The following is a 16961-nucleotide window of genomic DNA, read 5'->3' on the forward strand; positions in this document are numbered from 1 at the left end:
ACTGGAACTCGGACCACGTGTTCCCCGCGCGAGCGGGGGTGGTCCGACCGAGCTCGGTCGTCTCGATCTCCCGCACCAGTGTTCCCCGCGCGAGCGGGGGTGGTCCGACCGCGCAGCCTACGAGGCGACCGGTGTCTCGGTGTTCCCCGCGCGAGCGGGGGTGGTCCGCTGGTGTTGCACCGCCGGCGGACCTTTACGTCGCGTTCCCCGCGCGAGCGGGGGTGGTCCGACAGTGTCCAGCCTGCTGCGCTGGCTCACCTAGTGTTCCCCGCGCGAGCGGGGGTGGTCCGGCACAAATGCAAATGGCCCCGCTCCCTTGTCTGTGTTCCCCGCGCGAGCGGGGGTGGTCCGGCAGTGACCAAAGCATCCGGGTCCAACCCGCGGTGTTCCCCGCGCGAGCGGGGGTGGTCCGGCCCGCATCGCGATCCAGGGCGTGTCCGGCTCGTGTTCCCCGCGCGAGCGGGGGTGGTCCGACCACCACCGGTCACCGGGTCTACCTCCACATGTGTTCCCCGCGCGAGCGGGGGTGGTCCGGCGTCGACCTGCCGTCCCTCGGTGCCGCCCGTGTGTTCCCCGCGCGAGCGGGGGTGGTCCGCCGATCAGGGCGAGGGCGAGGCCGCCGATGACGTGTTCCCCGCGCGAGCGGGGGTGGTCCGCCCGCCGACTTCCCCCGCCTCGACGAGCAGGCGTGTTCCCCGCGCGAGCGGGGGTGGTCCGTGCGGTCACCTCACGGTCGACGCCCGCAGCGAGTGTTCCCCGCGCGAACGGGGGTGGTCCCGTGCAGGAGTCACTCCGGGCGCTGGCCGAGCTGTGTTCCCCGCGCGAGCGGGGGTGGTCCGATGATCCGAGTCCGGCGCGCGGTCGACGTCCTGTGTTCCCCGCGCGAGCGGGGGTGGTCCGGCGATCTCGCCCCGCTCATTCATCGTCAGATCGTGTTCCCCGCGCGAGCGGGGGTGGTCCGCTCCGGGGCATGAAGGCGGCGCGGTTCCGGTCGTGTTCCCCGCGCGAGCGGGGGTGGTCCGGCGCCGCGGCGTCCCACGCAGCAGGGACAGGCGTGTTCCCCGCGCGAGCGGGGGTGGTCCGTCGCGCCCCACGGGAGAACCAGCCATCGCAGCGTGTTCCCCGCGCGAGCGGGGGTGGTCCGTGCGGTTCGCCTGCCTGTTCCGGTGACCAGTCGTGTTCCCCGCGCGAGCGGGGGTGGTCCGCGGCGTGCAGCACGGCCAGGGGGTGAGCGATGGTGTTCCCCGCGCAAGCGGGGGCAACAAGTGAGCTTCCCCGCCGCGGGGGCCTCAGCCCGCCCCCGCCCCCACCGGCGGCGGCCGGTCAGAGGAGGGCGCCGCCGGAGACCTCGATGCGTTGGGCGGTGACCCAGCGCAGGCCGCCGGTGGCCAGGGTGGCGATGGCGTCGCCGATTTCCTCGGGTTCGCCGACGCGGCCGAAGGCGGTCTGTCCGGCGAGCACTTGGCGCATCTCGGCGTTGTCCCGCATCGCTCCCCCGTTGAAGTCGGTGGCGGTCGGCCCGGGGGCGATGGAGTTGACGCGGATTCCGCGCGCGCCGAGTTCGCCGGCGAGGGTGCGGCTGAGGGCTTCGACGGCAGCCTTCGAGGCGGAGTAGACCGAGGTTGCGGGGCTGGTGTGGCGGGTCAGCGACGTCGAGACGTTGATGACGCTGCCGCCCTGGGCCAGCAGGGGCGCGACCGCCTGGGTGAGGAAGAACGTCCCCCGGACGTTGGTGCCCATCACGGCGTCGAAGTCCTCGACCGTGACCGCCTCCAGCGGCCCGAAGACCCCCACTCCCGCGTTGTTGACCAGGACGTCGAGCCGCGAGGCGCCCCAGCGCTCCAGCTGCTCACTCAACTCGGAGGTGAAGGACGGGAAGGAGTCGACGTCACGGATGTCGAGCCGGAGCGCAGCAGCCGTTCCGCCCGCCGCCTGCACCTGCTTCACCGTCTTCTCCGCCTCGGCCGGGTCGCCACGGTGGGTGACGAGGACCCGCAGTCCGCGGGTGGCCAGGGCGATGGCGGCTGCGCGGCCCAGGCCGCGGTTGGCACCGGTTACCAGTGCGATCTTGTCGGTGGTCATGAGCTGCTCCCTCACCGAGCGGCTGCCGGAGTCAGTCGGCACCGCGGATGCGATGCGAGTCACTCGACTCGCCTTTCACTCATCACGGTAGGGGCACCGCGAGAGACGAGTCAAGTGACTCGCCTCGGGACTGCGGCATACTGGGACGCATGGCAGCAGAGCTCTCCGCACACCACCGCAGGCTCGCCCGGCAGAAGCGCGAGGCGATCACCACCGCCGCCGCGGCGCTGTTCCTGGAGCGCGGCTACGACGGCACCTCGCTGGCGCGGATCGCGGAGGCCGCCGAGGTCTCGAAGTCCACCCTGTTCAAGCAGTTCCCCACCAAGGCGGCCCTCTTCGAGGCCATCGTCACCGAGTCCTGGAAACGCGACGACGCCGACGCCGTCGACCAGCCGCGGAGCGGGGACCTCCGCGCCGGGCTGACAGCCGTCGGCCACCGCTACGCCGAGCTGATCGGCCGGCCGACGATGGCGGCGCTGTTCCGGATCGTCATCGCCGAACTGCCTCGCTTCCCCGAGCTGGGGCAGATGCAGTTCCAACTCGGCAAGCTGCCCTACTTCATCTCCGTGCAGCGCTACTTGGAGGCCGAGCACGAGGCCGGCAACGCCGACGTCCCCGACGCCGAGAGCGCGGCGAACCAGTTCCTCGGGATGATCGCCAACTACGTGCTGTGGCCCCGGATGCTGCTGACCGACTGGAACCCCACCACCGACGAGGTCGACACCGCCGTCGACGAGGCCGTCCGCACCATGCTCGCCCGGTACGCCCGGGACTGATCTGCCGGTCCGAGCCGAGGCCGGCAGGCGGACGCCGTCGTGGAGGTCGATCACCTCCACAACGGCACCACCCGACCGCCCACCTCGGTGGGCTGCCAGGTGGACACGCAGGCATCTCCGCGCGCCCGTCAGAGCCGGGGCACGAGCCCGAACGCCCAGCCGCCAACGCGGCCGCTTCCGCCTCGCGGGGTGCTTCGCTGAGGGGGCCGGCGGGTCAGGGCCGGGGCAGGCGGGTCGCCGGCCCCGCTGATCACCGCTCGGGTGCCGGCTGCGGGGTCGCTTCCGCATCGGGCCGCCCGGCGTGCTCGGCGCAGGCCCACATCGTGTAGCCGGGCCCGGACATCTGCTCCACCACGGCGACCATGGCCAGTTCCCCTTCCGGTTCGCGACCGGCGTCCACGCACTGCGGGCAGATCACGGCAACCACCGCCCTGGGGTCAGCTGGTACGGCCTGGAGATGTCCTCCGCGTACTCAAGATGCCTCGGGTGGTCGCGGACAGGGTCGTGCGGCCGGCGCATCGCCTCTTCCGATCCGGGCGACCCCGGCCCGGCGGCACCGCATGTGGTGCATCGTGCTCGGTGGAGTTGCGGCAACGAGCCGTCGAGAGCACCAGGGGACAGCGCGTACGCGCGCATCCGATAGACCCTGCCGCTCAGGGGGGGCACCCGCCGAGTCACCTAGCGGTTCGACCGCCTCGGGCAGGGAGGTGGCACCGGTCGGGTGCAGTCGCGCACAGGTCCGGCACGGTCCGGGAACCGGGCGCCGCAGGTGGTCCGGCGTTCCCTCGGGCCATGCGATCGGCTCGGGCATGATCAGCTCCTCAGTGGGGATTCACCCGATTTAACCGATCCGGATACTGACAGCGATACCGTGAGAACGCGGAGAGACCGTGAACGCCATGAACGCTGTCGGGAGTCGCCATGGCCAGATCCACTCGCGTGCCCAACGCACGGCTCGCGGACCTCATCGACCAGGCTCGCTGGACGCGCACCCAACTCGCCCGGGCGGTCAACCGCGTGGGGCGGGAGCACGGCCAGGAGCTCACGTACGACCAGTCGGCCGTCTCGCACTGGATCGCGGGAACGGTGCCGCGTGCGGCCGTACGGCCCCTCGTCTGCGAGGCGCTGTCGCGCCGGCTCCGCCGACCGGTCAGCGCAGTGGAGGCCGGCTTTCCGCCGTCAGCCGGAAGCACCTGGGGCGGGCTGGTCGAGGAGCTGATCGACATAGGGACCGCCGACAGCGACCCGGGCCGCCGTCCGGCCCTCGCCGCGGGCGTCTTCGAAGCCGCGGCGATGCCACCGGAGTTCGCCGAACTTGCCGCCCGCTCCCACGCCGTCTCGTCGGGACGCACCAGTCGGATCGGGGCGGCCGAGGTCGAGACCGTGCGGCTGATGACGGAGCGGATCGCGGACATCCTCGATGAGCTGGGCGAGGGGCACGCCCGGCCCATGGCCGCCGCTTTCCTGGCGAACACCGTCGGCCCGTACCTGCGGGCGGGTGCCACGGAGGACACGAGCCGGGCGATGCGCTCGGCTGCCGCTGATCTCGTCTACCTCACCGGCTGGATGGCCATGTACGGCGATGCCCATCGTCTCGGGCAGCGCTACTACGTGAAGGCCCTCGAACTCGCAGCCGCCGCGGACGACCACGTCACCTACTGCCGGACTCTGCGCGGTATGAGCCTCCAGGCGACCAGCCTGCACCACGGTCACCTGGCGCTCACGCTGGCGGATTCCGCCGCCGAAGCCGCCCCGGTCGCCTCACCGCGGTTGACCGCGTTCCTGAGGGGGCAGCAGGCGCACGCCGCCGCGATGACCGGTGACCGTCGGCATGCCCTCGACCGCCTGGCCGCCGCCGAGGCCGCACTGTCACGCGCCGACGAGCAGCGCGAGCACATCGGAGGATACGACCGCACCGCCTATCTGTTCCACGTCGGCCAGGTCCGCGAGCAACTGGCCGATCTGCCGGGGAGTATCCGGGCGATCGAGGAGTCGATCAGGGTGCAGCAGCCGCAGGAACGCCAAGGCCGGATGCACGCTCACGCCGTGCTGGCGAAGCGGCAACTCAGGCTCGGACATCTCGACGCGGCCTGCGCCAGTTGGACGCACTTCCTCGACCACTACCAGCGCGTCAGCACCGGACGGGGCGACAAGCACCTCCGCGAGCTGCGGGCGGCGGTCCGGCCGCATCGCGCCGCCCGCCCGGTGCGGCAGCTACTGGACCAGGCGACGGAGGTCGCGGCGGCGAAGGCCGCCTGAGACCAGGAAGCTTCTGCCCCCGAGCGGCGGAGCGGGCGACAGCCGCCGCCGACAGCCGCCGCCATCATGGGTCGGCGTCAGTCGTCGGCGGGGTCGGGGTGGGGGGCCGGTGGGTGGATGCGGTTGCAGGTCGGACAGAGCGGCGGAATGGGACGCCGGATGTGCTCCGGGGTTCCCTCCGGCCAGGGAATCGGCTCGGGCATCATCACTCCCGTGACAGCAGGAACACGTAAGGTCACCAGAGTGGCGGGTGGCGGCCGGGCGGTGTTTCACAGTTTGTGAAACACCTTCCTCTTGACCGCAGTTGTCGCCTTCTGTTCGCAACCGGGCTTGTTCTGTCAGACGCCCATCCAGCGGGCCATCGCGCCGACGCCCTCGCGGTCGGCGGCGCGGCGCAGCGCGCGGACGGTGTCCCGTGCCTGGGGATGGAACCGCACCTGTTGCGGCGCGGCGGCGCGCGCCTGGCGCAGCGACTCGTACGCCCCGGCGCGGTCCCCCGTCCACAACTGGGCGCGGCTGATGTCGATCAGGTGGTGGCTGACCCGGTCCGGGTACCGCCGTGCGAACCCGGCGTCGAGGTGGACGTCGGCCGCCAGGCGCAGCGCCCGGCCGTACTCCCCCACCTCGACCTCCAGCGCCACCTGGTGGACCAGTGCGTTGGAAGGGCCGTACGAGAGTAGGTAGTTGGTGGTCTCGCCGCCGAGGCGGCGCGCGGTCGCCCACGCCTCGTCCCAGTGCGCGCGGGCGGCGTCCGCCGCCGCCTTCACGCCCGGTGCGGTGCGCGCGGCGAGGATCGTGGCCCGCAGCCGGAGGTTGCCCTGCACGCACAGCGCGGGCGTCTCACCCCGGTCGGCCGCCGGCGCCACGTCAGCGAGGCACTGCTCCATGAGGCGCAGCCCGATGTCGTGCCGCCCGGTGGAGAAGCAGGACTGCGCCCGCAGGAAACCGGTCAGCATCACGAGATACGGATCGCCGGACCTCTCAGCGCTGGACACCATCCGCGCCAGGATGATGTTGGACAGGTCGAGGTGGCCCAGCTTGTGGGTCGCGTCGTGGACGCAGCGGTAGGCGAACGCCAGCGCCCGGTGCAGGCGTTCCAGCTCGCGGCCCTCCAAGTGGTGCGAATGATGCACGAGTTCCTCGATGAGTGGTGGCGTCCCGCTGAGGACGGTGAGGTAGTCGGCGCCGCGGCGGATGTCGTTCATGCGCTGCACGTCCCGGTGCACCTCGCGCAGTGGCCGGGGCGCCGTCTGGGGTTCCAGCGGCACGTCCCAGTTCTCCAGCGCGGCCCGGACCGCGGCCAACGGCGCCTCGTACCTGGCGTCGCGCTGGTCGTCCTGAAAGGGCTGACCCATCAGCGTGCTGGCCTCGATGTGGAGGGCGCGCGCCACCGCCGCGACGAGGGCGGGCGACGCGGGGCGGTTCCCGGACTCGACCTTCGACAGCAGGCTGTAGGAGACGGAGGCCCGCTGCGCCAGCCCGCGCCCGGTGAGGTGCGCCAACCGGCGCTGCTCGGCGATCCGGGCGCCGATGTGCAAGTCGCCGTCGCGCATTCTGCTCCCCATCCACTCGTCCTGACTTCGACCTCCAGGACGGTACCCAGCGGCAACTCCCGAACTCTCGAACAGCGTTGTACCGGGAGGTGTGGCCCGGCGGCCGATGTGCGCACCGTGCGTCCCGTGGCACGACGGGTTCCCCTCCGGGCTTCCCGCGCCCGGCGCGCAGGGGCGCGGCCTCGGCGCGGGAGCGGGGAGTCCGCCGACCTACCCGAGCGGCGTCGGCGAACCGGTTGACCCGGCCACCGCCGGGTGGCGACGGGCGGCTGCGCACGAGCCCGCCCGGTCGGGCGCTACTCGCGCGCCCGGCGTGCGCGCCCCGGGCGCGGTATCGCCGGAAGTGGCCGGAGAAGTTCGCTCCGGCGGCGTGATCTCTGGGGTCCCCAGAGTGGCGCGCCGCCCACCGGGTAGCAGGACTCCTGGTGCCGTCCGGACCGCCCCTGCCGGCGGGCCCGAGCGGCGAGGAAGAGTGACGGATACGGTGAGGAGTTTCCCTGTGGCCAGCGACACCACCCCCGCCGCCCGGCGACGGCGGCGCATCGACAGTCGAGCGGCGCTGCGTTCCCTGATGGTGACGCTGCTGGCGGTCATGCTGACCCTGGGCGCCGCCGGCGCGCTGGTCACCGGAACCGGGCGGGGGGTCGGCGAGGAGGTCTCGGCCGCCGCGACCGCTCCCCCGGCGGGCACCCTCTACTACGCGGCGGGCGCGGTGCTGCTGGCAGCCGCCCTCGCCTACGGCATCGCCCGCTACCTCGGCCGCCGACGGATCACGCTGCTCGGCACGGCCACCGGCCGTAGCTGACCGAGTCGGGTCCGCGCGGTCCCTTGCCGGACCGCGCACCGCAGCGTCCGACAACCGCAGCGACCGGCTCGTGCCGGTACGGGCGGACGGCATGGGCGGTCGGCACCGGACGGGGGGCGGAGTGGGCGGGGCGGCCCGGGTGACGGTCGGCCGCGCTGTCGGCGCGGCACATCGTGGGGGGGCGTGGGGTGGTCTCCCGCGCCCCCTGTTTGCCGTCCCGGGCGGGGCGGCTCAGGATGGCCGTGTGAGACGTGAGGTGGAACCGCGAACCGGCGGCGCGGACCACGGCGACGCCGTCGCCGCTGCTGTGGCGGCTGAGCTGGAGCTGTTGCGCCCCGAGGTGCGGCGGTCGCGCGAGCGGGTCGCCGCGCTGCTCGACCCCGAGTTCACGGAGGTCGGCGCGTCCGGGCGTCGCTACGACCGTGCGGCGATGCTTGACGCACTTCCCCGGATGCCGGAGCTGCCGGGCGGCAGCGCGGTGACCGCCGAGCCGGACGCGAAGGCCGCGACGGCCGGCGCGGGCGCGACCGACGCGACCGACGCGACCGACGCGACGGACGACCCGGACGGCGGCGGGGACGGTCCGCGCGGCATGACGGGCGTGGAGCTGGCGCCCGGACTGGTGCACCTCACCTACGAGACCGTCTACGCGGGCCGCCGCGCCCGCCGCAGTTCGGTGTGGCGCAGGCGGGACGAATCGGCCGGCTGGCGGATGTACTACCACCAGGGCACGCCGGTCCCCGAGGGCTGACCGGCCGAGCGGGGCGCCCCCGGGCGCCACGGTCACCTGCACGCAGGCCCGCCCCGCCCCGCTCCGCTCAGCTCAGCTGTAGTAGACGGCCACCGGGCGGCCGTCCACCTCCAGGACGGAGACGGGAGTGTCGAAGACGTCCGTCAGCACCTCGTCGCGCATGATCTCCGGGATGGTCCCCGTGGTGACGATCTCGCCGTCGCGCAGCGCCATGATGCGGTCGGAGTGGGCGGCGGCGAAGTTGATGTCGTGGATGATCAGCACGATGGTCCGGCCGAGTTCGTCGGCAGCGCGCCGGAGTTGGCGCATCATGAGCACGGAGTGCTTCATGTCGAGGTTGTTCAGCGGTTCGTCGAGCAGCACGTAGTCGGTGTCCTGGGCGAGGACCATGGCGACGTAGGCGCGCTGCCGCTGGCCGCCGGAGAGCTGGTCGAGGTAGCGGTCGGCGAGCTGCGTGAGGCTGAGGAACTCCAGCGCCTCGCCGACGTGCCGGTGGTCGTCCTCGGTGAGCCGCCCCTGCGAGTGCGGGAACCGGCCGAAGGCCACGAGCTCGCGGACGCGCAGCCGGGCGGTGAACTGGTTCTCCTGCCGCAGGATGGACAACTGCTGTGCCATCTCACGGGACTTGGTGGTGAAGACGTCCCGGCCCTCGATGGTGACCCGGCCGCCGGTGGGGTCGAGCAGCCGGCCCATCATCGTGAGCAGGGTGGACTTCCCCGCGCCGTTGGGACCGACGATCGAGGTGATGCCGCCCTTCTCGATGGCGCCGGTGACCGGACCGAGCACGGTGTCGCCCTGGTATGCCTTGTGGAGGTCGCTGAACTGGATCACAGGGTGCCCTTCCGCAGGAGCAGGACGAGGAAGACGATGCCGCCGACGAACTCGATGATCACCGTGAGGAATCCGGCGGCGTAGAACACGTGCTGCATCAGGAACTGGCCCGCGACGAGGGTGAACAGCCCGAGCAGGAACGCCATCGGCAGGACGTGGCGGTGTTCGTGGGTTCCGGTGAGCTGGTAGGCGAGGGTCGCGACGAGGAACCCGAAGAAGGTCATGGGCCCGGCCAGCGCGGTGGCGAAAGCGACGAGCACGGCGACCAGCACCAGCAGCACGGTGAGTTCGCGTTTGTGGTCCACGCCGAGACCGACCGAGGTGTCGCGGCCGAGGAGCAGGGTGTCGAGCCGGTGGCGGCGGTGCCAGACGACCGCGCCGACCACCAGGCAGACGGCGAAGGCGAGCGGCAGGTAGCTGCCGTCGCTGTTGCTCATCCGGCCGAAGAGCCGGACCGACAGCATGTCGTAGTCGGTCGGGGAGAGGAGCCGTTGCAGGAACGACGAGAGGCTCTCGAAGGCGAGACCCAGGACGACGCCGACGAGGAGCAGCAGGTGCAGGTTGGCGAACCTGCCCGCGAAGAGCCAGCGGTAGAGCAGCACCGCGAAGAGCACCATCAGCACGGTCTGTACGACGAGTTTGGGCAGCCCGTCGGTCCTGGCGAGGGCGGAGCCGCCGAAGACGAAGACCATCGCGGTCTGCATCATCACGTACAGCGAGTCGAACCCCATGATCGACGGGGTGAGGATGCGGTTGCTGGTGACGGTCTGGAAGACGACGGTGGCGATGGCGTGCGCGAAGGCGACGACGACCATGGTGCCGAGCGTCGTCAGGCGACGGTCGAAGGCGAACTGGAAGCTGCCGCGGATGAACAGCAGCAGGTAGCAGACGGCGGCGACCACGACGAGGACGCCGACGATCGCCACGCGGGCACCGGGCGGTGGCGCGGTGAACCGGGGCAGTCGGGGACGGCGCCGGCAGCGCGAGGGCGGCGGCTCTCCCCGGTCGCCCCGGCGGGAAGCGGGGGCGACGCGCCCGGTCGCCGACTGCGGCTCGGCGGGCGGCGGTTGTTCAGAAACTGGCATGGCGGCGCTGCCTCAGGACAAGTGCGATGAAGACGGCGGCGCCGATCGCGCCGAGGACGACGGAGACGGGGATCTCCATGGGGGCGACGACGGTCCGGCCGACGAGGTCGCAGGCGAGGATCAGCGCGGCTCCCAGCGCGGCGACCCACGGCAGGTTGCCGCGGACGTTGTCGCCGCGCAGCATCGAGACGATGTTGGGGACGATCAGTCCGAGGAACGGCAGGAAGCCGACGACGACCGAGGTGACGCCGGTCGCGACGGCCACCAGCACGGTCGCCAGCAGCACGACCCGCTCGTAGTTGACGCCGATGTTCTTCGCGACGTCGGCGCCCAGCCCGGCGACCGTCAGCCGGTCCGCGAGCAGGAACACCGCCAGGGTGATGATGCCGACGACCCACAGCGGTTCGTAGTGGCCGCGGACGATGCCGCTGAACCCGCCCGAGCGCCAGGCCGACATGGACTGGAGCAGGTTGAAGGTGGCGGCGAGGTAGACGGTGACGGCGGAGACGACAGCGCCGAGCATGATGCCGATGAGCGGGACGATCAGCGAGGAGCGAAGCGCGACGCGCCGCAGCACGCCGAGGAAGACCAGTGAGCCGATCATCGCGAAGAAGCTCGCGACGATCATGCGGGTCAGCGGCGCGGCGCCGGGTGTGACGATCAGCGTGACCAGGATGCCGAGTCCGGCCCACTGCGCGGTGCCGGTGGTGGTGGGCTCCACGAACCGGTTCTGGGTGACCATCTGCATGATGAGTCCGGACACGCTCATCGCGACACCGGCGAGGACCAGCGCCAGGGTGCGCGGTACGCGCGAGATGAGGAACATCTCGCGGGCGGCCGGGTCCTCGATCAGTCGGCTGATGGTGATGTCGTAGCCGCCGGTCATCAGTGAGGCGGCGAGGAGTGCGAGAAGCACAACGACGACGCCGGTCCGCAGCAGGACCGGCCGGGCGGTCTTCACGACCGTCTCCTTTCGTGGCCGTCGCACGGCCGTCGGCCGGGTGGGCGTGGCTGCCTCGCCCGGCCGACGGCTGTGTTTCGGCGGCTGCGGCGGTGCGACGGGTGGCGTCGCGTGCCGCGTCCGGCCGGTCAGGCGGTGCCGGTGAAGGCTTCCTCGATCTGGCGGTAGACCTCGGTGTAGGCGTGGATGCCCTCGGTCACGTAGAACGGCGTGGGGAGGATGATGATCTGGTCCTCCTGCACGAACGTGGTGTCGGCCCATGCCTCCTGGCTGTCGATGAGCTCCCGGGCGGGGCTGGCGCCCTCGGTGCCGGTGGCGGCGTCGAAGTCGAAGGCGATCAGCCACTCGGGGTCGAACTGGGCGACGGTCTCGGGCGCGAGGCCGGAGTCGTTGTGGTGGGCGCCGGAGTCGAGGTCCTCGTCCGCGAAGACGTCGCTGAGGTCGAGCGGGGCGATGATGCGGCCGATGCGGCCGGCGCCGTTGTCGATGTTCCCGCCGCCCGCGGCGCCGAGGAAGACGGTCTCGCCCGAGGTGGCTTCGGTGGCCGCGGCGACCGCGGCGTCGAACTCCTCGATGATGGCGGCGGCTTCGTCCTGCTTGTTGAAGATCTCGCCGAGGATCTCGGTCTGGTTCTTCAGCCCCTCGACCCACGCCTCGGGGGACTCCTGGCCCGGGGTGATCTCGATGGTGGTGGCGATCTTCTCCAGGTCGTCGGTGTACTCGGAGAAGCGGTAGCCGCCGATGATGAGGTCCGGCTCGGCCTCGCTGACGGCCTCCAGCTGCGGCTCGTGGTGAAGGCCGGCGTCGAGGATCGAGTCGTCGCCGTGCCAGTCCTGCACCTCGGGGATGTTGGCGATCAACGGCTTGGGTACGGCGACGGGTTCGACACCGAACGCCTTCAGGGTCTGCATCGAGGTGTTGTCGAGGGCGACGACGCGCTGGGGCTCGACGGGGACCTCGATGGAACCGTTGGTCGCCTCGACGGTGATGGTGGTGGACTCGCCGGCGCTGTCGCTGCCCGCGTCCCCGTCCGAGCCGGAGTCGTCGCTGCCGCAGGCGGAGAGCAGCAGCGCGGCGGCGACCGCTCCGGACGTGACGGCGACCTTCGACCTACCCAGCACGAATCGAGACATACCCAACCAATCAGAGACAAGAAGCAGCGCCGACCGGCGCGAACTTAGGTTAGGCTAACCATACTTTCGGGTCAACATCTCCACAGCTCCGCCACGGGCGCCCCGGGCACCACCGACGGGACGTGAGCACCGCACCGGCCCGTCCGGGATCGACTCAACCGGGTTACTGGAAGCGTGAGTTGGCTGCACCGCGCGACACGGGAGGGCGCGAGAAGGACCCCGGGACACGATCCGGCCACGGTCCGCACGACCGGAGCAGTACGGGAGGACCACCGCCCCTGCGGTGCACGACCCTCCACGGAGGAGCGCGGCGCGGAACGGTGCGGCGACAACGCAGGGGCGGGCGCTGGAAGCGCGGCGGCGCGGGGAGGTGCCCCGGCGCGGGGAAGTCCGACGGCTCGGCGCGTGCGGCTGCGCACGGGGAGACCCGGACAGCCCCGGGAGCGGGGCCGCGCGGACGTACGTCTCAGAGCGGGTAGGTGCCGTGCCCGTGACGGACGGAGATCCACTTGGCGGTGGTGAACGCGTCGACCATCGCCTCGCCGTTGAGCCTGCCGAGACCCGACCGCTTCTCGCTGCCGAACGGCACCAGCGGCTCGTCGGCGAGGGTGGCGTCGTTGACGTGCACGACACCCGACTCGATCCGCTGCGCCACCCGCAGGCCGCGGCGGACGTCACGGGTGAAGACCGCACCGCTCAGCCCGTTGGTGGTGGAGTTGGCGACCCGGACGGCCTCGTCCTCCCCTGTGAACCCGCGCACCACCACCACCGGACCGAAGATCTCCCGGTGCAGCAGCGCCGCTCCGGCGGGCACGTCGGTCAGCACCGTGGGCGGCAGCAGGTTCCCCGCCCGCGCGCCGCCGACCAGCATCCTGGCCCCCGCCGCGACCGCCGCCCTGACGTCCACGTCGAGCCGCTCCGCGTCCCTCGCCGCCATCAGCGGCCCCACCTGGACCCCCGGGTCCCGCGGGTCCCCGGCGCGCAGCGCCGTCACCCGGGCCAGCAACCGCTCCGTGAACGGCTCCAGGACCGCCCGGTCCACCAGGACGCGGGAGGCGGACATGCAGAGCCGCCCGGCGTCGAGGAACCGACTGAAGACGGCGGCCTCGGCCGCCCGGTCGAGGTCGGCGTCGTCCAGGACGAGGAGGGAACTGGTGCCGCCCGTCTCCAGCACGGCGCGCTTGAGGTTGCGGCCGGCGACGGCAGCGACGTGGCGCCCGCTCTCCTCGGAGCCGGTGAAGCAGACCACCTGCGGCACGCGGTGCTCGATCAACGCGTCGCCGACCTCCGCCACATCGGTGGTGAGGACGCTCAACAGCCCCGGCGGCAGCCCCGCCTCCTCCAGCAGCCGGGCGATGACCACGCCGCCGCAGACCGGGGCCGCCTGGTGCGGCTTGAGGACCACCGCGTTGCCGAGCGCCAGCGCGGCGGCGACGGGCTTGAGCGCGAGCAGCAGCGGGAACGTGGAGGGGCCGATGACGCAGACGGTGCCGCACGGCACCCGCGTCACGTGGTTCTCCTTGCCGTCGACCGTGGAGGGCACCACACGCCCCTCGGAACGCAGGGGGAGTTGAGCCACCTCGTCGAGGAAGTCGCGCGCCAGCGCGACCTCGTGGGCCGCCCGCCACCGGGTCGCGCCGAGTTCGGTGGTCATGGCGTCGAGGATCTCCGCCTCGCGCTCGCCCAGGACCTTCGCCGCCCGCAGCAGCACCGCCCGGCGCTCGTGGGGTCCGGTGACGGCCCAGTCGCGCTGCGCCTGCTCGGCGGCCAGGTAGGCGGTGTCCACCTCGACGGCGGTGGCGACGGTGATGCTGGTCAGCTTCGCGCCCGTCCAGGGGTCGAAGTCCACGACATCCCACCCGCCGGTGCCCGTTCGCCAGGCACCCGCGAGGAACTGCTGCGCGGCGAACGGCTCCACCCACGCGGGAAACGGCGACATGATGCCCCCAGCACAGCTACGGCTCAAGGATGGCGCGACGCCATCTGCCGCCGATACTAGAGCTGTTGGGCGATCTCGTGGAGCAGGCGACGCGTCGCCGCCGGGTCGAGCGCGGCACCGCTGAGCCCGTCGAACGCCCGGCGGTAGGCGGTGGTGTCCTCGGGCTTGTCCAGGTAGAGGGCGCTGGTGAGTTCCTCGACGTACGCGACGTCCGCGATCTCCGCCTCCGCGAACGAGAGCAGGACGAACGCCCCGGCGACCCCGGCGTGTCCGCCGTGGGAGAAGGGGATCACGCCGAGGGTGACGTTGTCGCGCTCCGACAGCTGCACCAGCAGCGCGAGTTGGGCCCGCATCACCTCGGACCCGCCGTAGGCGCGTCGGAGCGCGGCCTCGTCGAGGACGCAGTGCAACTGCGGTGCGTTCTCCGACAGCAGCAGCTTCTGGCGGCCCATGCGCAGCCCGACCCGCCGGTCCACCTCCGCACGCGACAGCTCCGGGAAGTTGCTGGTGACGACGGCGTGGGCGTACTCCTCGGACTGGAGCAGCCCGGGAATGAACTGGACCTCGTAGGTGCGGATGTCGTTGGCGGCCTCTTCCAGGCCGACGAAGGTCGGGAACCAGCCGGGCAGCACGTCGTGGTAGCTGTGCCACCAGCCGGCGAGGCCGGAGGTGCGGGCCATGGAGAGCAGCGGCTCGCGTTCCGTCTCGTCGGTGACGCCGTAGAGGGTGAGCAGGTCGGCGACGTCGCGCGGCTTGAAGCTGACGCGGCCGAGCTCCATGCGGCTGATCTTGGACTCGGAGGCGCGGATCGAGTAGCCCGCCGCCTCCCGGGTGACGCCCCGCGACTCCCGCAGCCGACGCAGCTGCGCGCCGAGCAGGATGCGGCGGACCATGGGGCCACCGGCCTCGGCACCGCTCGGCGGTTCACCGGATGCCGACGACGGCTGCGTACTCATGTGCTCAGGTCCTTCCACGTTCCGACATGCCGAAGTGTGCCATCTCCGAGCTTCGTTGTGTGCTTGCTCGGTTACACAGCATCGATTTTTGTCCGTGCACGTGCATCTGCCCTTGCATTTGCGCGGGACGTTGGGAAGCATGACTGATACGCACTGCGCGTCGGTGCGTCCGTACGACCTTGCCGGATTCACGGGGGTGGCCGGGGGCACGCACGCCCTGGCGCAGTCCGGTGGATATCGCCACGTGAACGCCAGGAGTGCCGCGCCATGGGTACCGAAGGAGTCTCCGTTCTCGCTCAGTTAGAGCGGCGCGCCCCGCTCATCGACCCCGGAAGCCTCGCCGGAGCCGCCTCCCTGCGACTGCCGGGCCGCCTCGAATCGGTCCGCTCGGCCCGCACGTTCACCCGCGACACCCTCGCGTTCTGGCGGCTGACCGAGCAGTTCGACCCCGTCGGACTCGTCGTCTCCGAGCTCGTCACCAACGCACTGCGCCACGGCGCGGAGCCGCACGCGCTCCAGCCGGGAGACTCCCCTGTCGAGCTGGAACTGCTGTGCAGCTCACGGCGGTTGGTCTGCGCGGTCCACGACCGGAGCACCGGCGAGCCACGGGTCAACGAGGCCGGCTTCTCCGACGAGGGAGGCCGCGGCCTCCAACTGGTGGAGTGCTTCAGCGACGGCTGGGGCTGGCGCACCCGCGGCAGCGGGCTGCTCGGGAAGGTCGTCTGGGCGAGCTTCCGGCTCGGCTGATGGCCTGCGCCCGGCGGCCCGCCGGGCGCGAGAGGGGCCGGGCCCTCGCGCCCTGAGGCTCGCGAACCCGGCCGAAACGGTTCGAACATGTCGCGCCACTACTACCGCGGGCGTGCGACGGGCGCGGACCGGCGGAACACGAGAGCCGCCGGGTGAGCGCGCGGCCGGGGGCCGCGACACACGGAACACCGGGCGCCTCGTGGTCGGTTCTTCCTGGTCAGAGCTCTGTCACCCCTGGGGTGACCTCCGCCACACGGGGCGGTGGGTCATCGCGCCGTAGGGTGACCCCACTCGCCGTCAGACGAGCAGGTGGTCGAACTCCCCGTCCTTGGCGCCGAGCAGCATGGCCTCGACCTCGGCGCGGGTGTAGACGATCTGCGGTCCGTCAGGGAAACGGGAGTTGCGCATCGCGATCTCGCCGCCCGGCAGGCGGGCGAACTCGGCACAGTTGCCCTGTCCGTTGCTGTAGCTGCTCTTGATCCAGGCGGCGTCGCGCAACTGGTGCGCGAGCGGGGCGTCATACGTCTCGGCCACGGGTCACTCCCCTGGTCAGGCGGAAGGTCCACGGGCCCTCGGAGCGGTTCCGGGGGCTCAACTTCTCGGGATCATAACCCCGTTCAGGTGCAGATGCACGGTCGTATGCACGTGCACGACCCCGGGTCGCGACACCGTCACAGTCGGTGCGAAATGGGGCAAGACACTCGGTCACCCTGCGTGACTCCCATCCGATCGCGCCCCGACGGCCACCCGGCTCTCATCCCCACCCCGCGCCGGGACGCCCGGCCGGCACGCGAGTCCGGACGCCGCGCCCCTGCCGCATCCCCGTCCCCACACCCACCGCCGTCCGACGCGCCACCGGGTCGCCGCGCGGCGCCGTGCCCCCTGGCGCGGAGCGCCCCCGTCGATACTCTGGGACGGGGACGAACGGGACCAAGGACGGACCACATGCGCACACCGAACGCCTACCGCCGCCCGGACGCGCACCACCTCCCGGCGCCGGGGGTGGTGGTGGGGGCTGCGGACGGTTGCTCGTTGGACATGCCCGCAGGGTAGGCGCCCGGTGGGCACGGGGTCGCTGGACAG

The 16961-nt window shown here is 72.0% G+C and carries 16 protein-coding genes and 1 CRISPR repeat array (1 of these 17 only partly in view); of the genes, 5 read left to right on the forward strand and 11 right to left on the reverse strand.

Going from position 1 to position 16961, the window contains the following annotated elements:
- A CRISPR array of direct repeats spans positions 1-1205; the repeat unit is 29 nt; unit sequence GTGTTCCCCGCGCGAGCGGGGGTGGTCCG (it extends 471 nt beyond the left edge of the window).
- A 118-nt stretch (positions 1206-1323) separates the two neighbouring features.
- Positions 1324-2082: an SDR family NAD(P)-dependent oxidoreductase gene (locus tag HCJ92_RS06940; RefSeq protein WP_167932556.1), complete on the reverse strand. Its 759-nt coding sequence runs from the start codon at positions 2080-2082 to the stop codon at positions 1324-1326.
- A 149-nt stretch (positions 2083-2231) separates the two neighbouring features.
- On the opposite strand from HCJ92_RS06940, the gene HCJ92_RS06945 reads away from it, so the two are divergent.
- Positions 2232-2858 carry a TetR/AcrR family transcriptional regulator gene (locus HCJ92_RS06945; RefSeq protein ID WP_167932557.1) on the forward strand — a complete coding sequence of 209 codons (627 nt, stop codon included), beginning with the start codon at positions 2232-2234 and terminating at the stop codon, positions 2856-2858.
- Positions 2859-3108: 250 nt separating this feature from the next.
- On the opposite strand, the gene HCJ92_RS06950 is transcribed toward HCJ92_RS06945, so the two are convergent.
- Positions 3109-3276: a hypothetical protein gene (locus tag HCJ92_RS06950; RefSeq protein ID WP_167932558.1), complete on the reverse strand. Its 168-nt coding sequence runs from the start codon at positions 3274-3276 to the stop codon at positions 3109-3111.
- Complete coding sequence (locus HCJ92_RS25900) at positions 3273-3494, reverse strand: DUF7848 domain-containing protein (RefSeq protein WP_476718357.1); 222 nt, start codon at positions 3492-3494, stop codon at positions 3273-3275. Before HCJ92_RS25900 ends, HCJ92_RS06950 begins: the two co-directional genes overlap by 4 nt.
- Positions 3495-3779: 285 nt before the next feature.
- Here HCJ92_RS25900 and HCJ92_RS06955 point away from each other — a divergent pair, with 285 nt between their 5' ends.
- Positions 3780-5117, forward strand: coding sequence for an NsdA family TPR-like regulatory protein (locus HCJ92_RS06955; protein WP_167932559.1), 1338 nt, complete (start codon positions 3780-3782; stop codon positions 5115-5117).
- Positions 5118-5455: 338 nt separating this feature from the next.
- Here the strand turns inward: HCJ92_RS06955 and HCJ92_RS06960 are convergent, their stop codons facing one another.
- The gene (locus tag HCJ92_RS06960; protein ID WP_167932560.1) at positions 5456-6682 is read right to left on the reverse strand and encodes a helix-turn-helix domain-containing protein; all 1227 of its coding nucleotides are present in this window, start codon (positions 6680-6682) and stop codon (positions 5456-5458) included.
- A gap of 487 nt (positions 6683-7169) precedes the next feature.
- On the opposite strand from HCJ92_RS06960, the gene HCJ92_RS06965 reads away from it, so the two are divergent.
- Both HCJ92_RS06965 and HCJ92_RS06970 read left to right on the forward strand, forming a co-directional pair.
- The gene (locus HCJ92_RS06965) at positions 7170-7475 is read left to right on the forward strand and encodes a hypothetical protein (protein WP_167932561.1); all 306 of its coding nucleotides are present in this window, start codon (positions 7170-7172) and stop codon (positions 7473-7475) included.
- Positions 7476-7719: 244 nt separating this feature from the next.
- Positions 7720-8226 (forward strand): nuclear transport factor 2 family protein, encoded by a 507-nt coding sequence (locus HCJ92_RS06970; protein WP_338054060.1) that lies wholly within the window; start codon positions 7720-7722, stop codon positions 8224-8226.
- 72 nt (positions 8227-8298) lie between these two features.
- Here HCJ92_RS06970 and HCJ92_RS06975 read toward each other — a convergent pair whose 3' ends face one another.
- The 6 genes from HCJ92_RS06975 to HCJ92_RS07000 all read right to left on the reverse strand — a co-directional run bounded on the left by HCJ92_RS06975 (position 8299) and on the right by HCJ92_RS07000 (position 15068).
- Positions 8299-9057 (reverse strand): ATP-binding cassette domain-containing protein, encoded by a 759-nt coding sequence (locus HCJ92_RS06975; protein WP_167932562.1) that lies wholly within the window; start codon positions 9055-9057, stop codon positions 8299-8301.
- The gene (locus HCJ92_RS06980; protein ID WP_338054061.1) at positions 9054-9983 is read right to left on the reverse strand and encodes an iron chelate uptake ABC transporter family permease subunit; all 930 of its coding nucleotides are present in this window, start codon (positions 9981-9983) and stop codon (positions 9054-9056) included. Before HCJ92_RS06980 ends, HCJ92_RS06975 begins: the two co-directional genes overlap by 4 nt.
- A gap of 145 nt (positions 9984-10128) precedes the next feature.
- Complete coding sequence (locus HCJ92_RS06985; RefSeq protein WP_167932546.1) at positions 10129-11103, reverse strand: iron chelate uptake ABC transporter family permease subunit; 975 nt, start codon at positions 11101-11103, stop codon at positions 10129-10131.
- A gap of 128 nt (positions 11104-11231) precedes the next feature.
- On the reverse strand, positions 11232-12236 hold the full coding sequence (locus HCJ92_RS06990; RefSeq protein WP_167932564.1) for an ABC transporter substrate-binding protein: 1005 nt from the start codon (positions 12234-12236) through the stop codon (positions 11232-11234).
- 466 nt (positions 12237-12702) lie between these two features.
- Entirely contained in the window at positions 12703-14175 is a 1473-nt protein-coding gene (locus tag HCJ92_RS06995; RefSeq protein WP_167932565.1) for an aldehyde dehydrogenase family protein, read from the reverse strand.
- A gap of 56 nt (positions 14176-14231) precedes the next feature.
- Positions 14232-15068 (reverse strand): helix-turn-helix domain-containing protein, encoded by an 837-nt coding sequence (locus tag HCJ92_RS07000; protein WP_167932572.1) that lies wholly within the window; start codon positions 15066-15068, stop codon positions 14232-14234.
- Between the two features lie 330 nt (positions 15069-15398).
- Here HCJ92_RS07000 and HCJ92_RS07005 point away from each other — a divergent pair, with 330 nt between their 5' ends.
- Entirely contained in the window at positions 15399-15878 is a 480-nt protein-coding gene (locus tag HCJ92_RS07005; RefSeq protein ID WP_167932566.1) for an ATP-binding protein, read from the forward strand.
- Between the two features lie 297 nt (positions 15879-16175).
- Here the strand turns inward: HCJ92_RS07005 and HCJ92_RS07010 are convergent, their stop codons facing one another.
- Complete coding sequence (locus HCJ92_RS07010) at positions 16176-16412, reverse strand: DUF397 domain-containing protein (RefSeq protein ID WP_167932567.1); 237 nt, start codon at positions 16410-16412, stop codon at positions 16176-16178.
- Positions 16413-16961 lie beyond the last annotated feature (549 nt).

The sequence above is a fragment of the Streptomyces spiramenti genome (assembly GCF_012034385.1).
GTDB classification, from domain to species: domain Bacteria; phylum Actinomycetota; class Actinomycetes; order Streptomycetales; family Streptomycetaceae; genus Streptomyces; species Streptomyces spiramenti.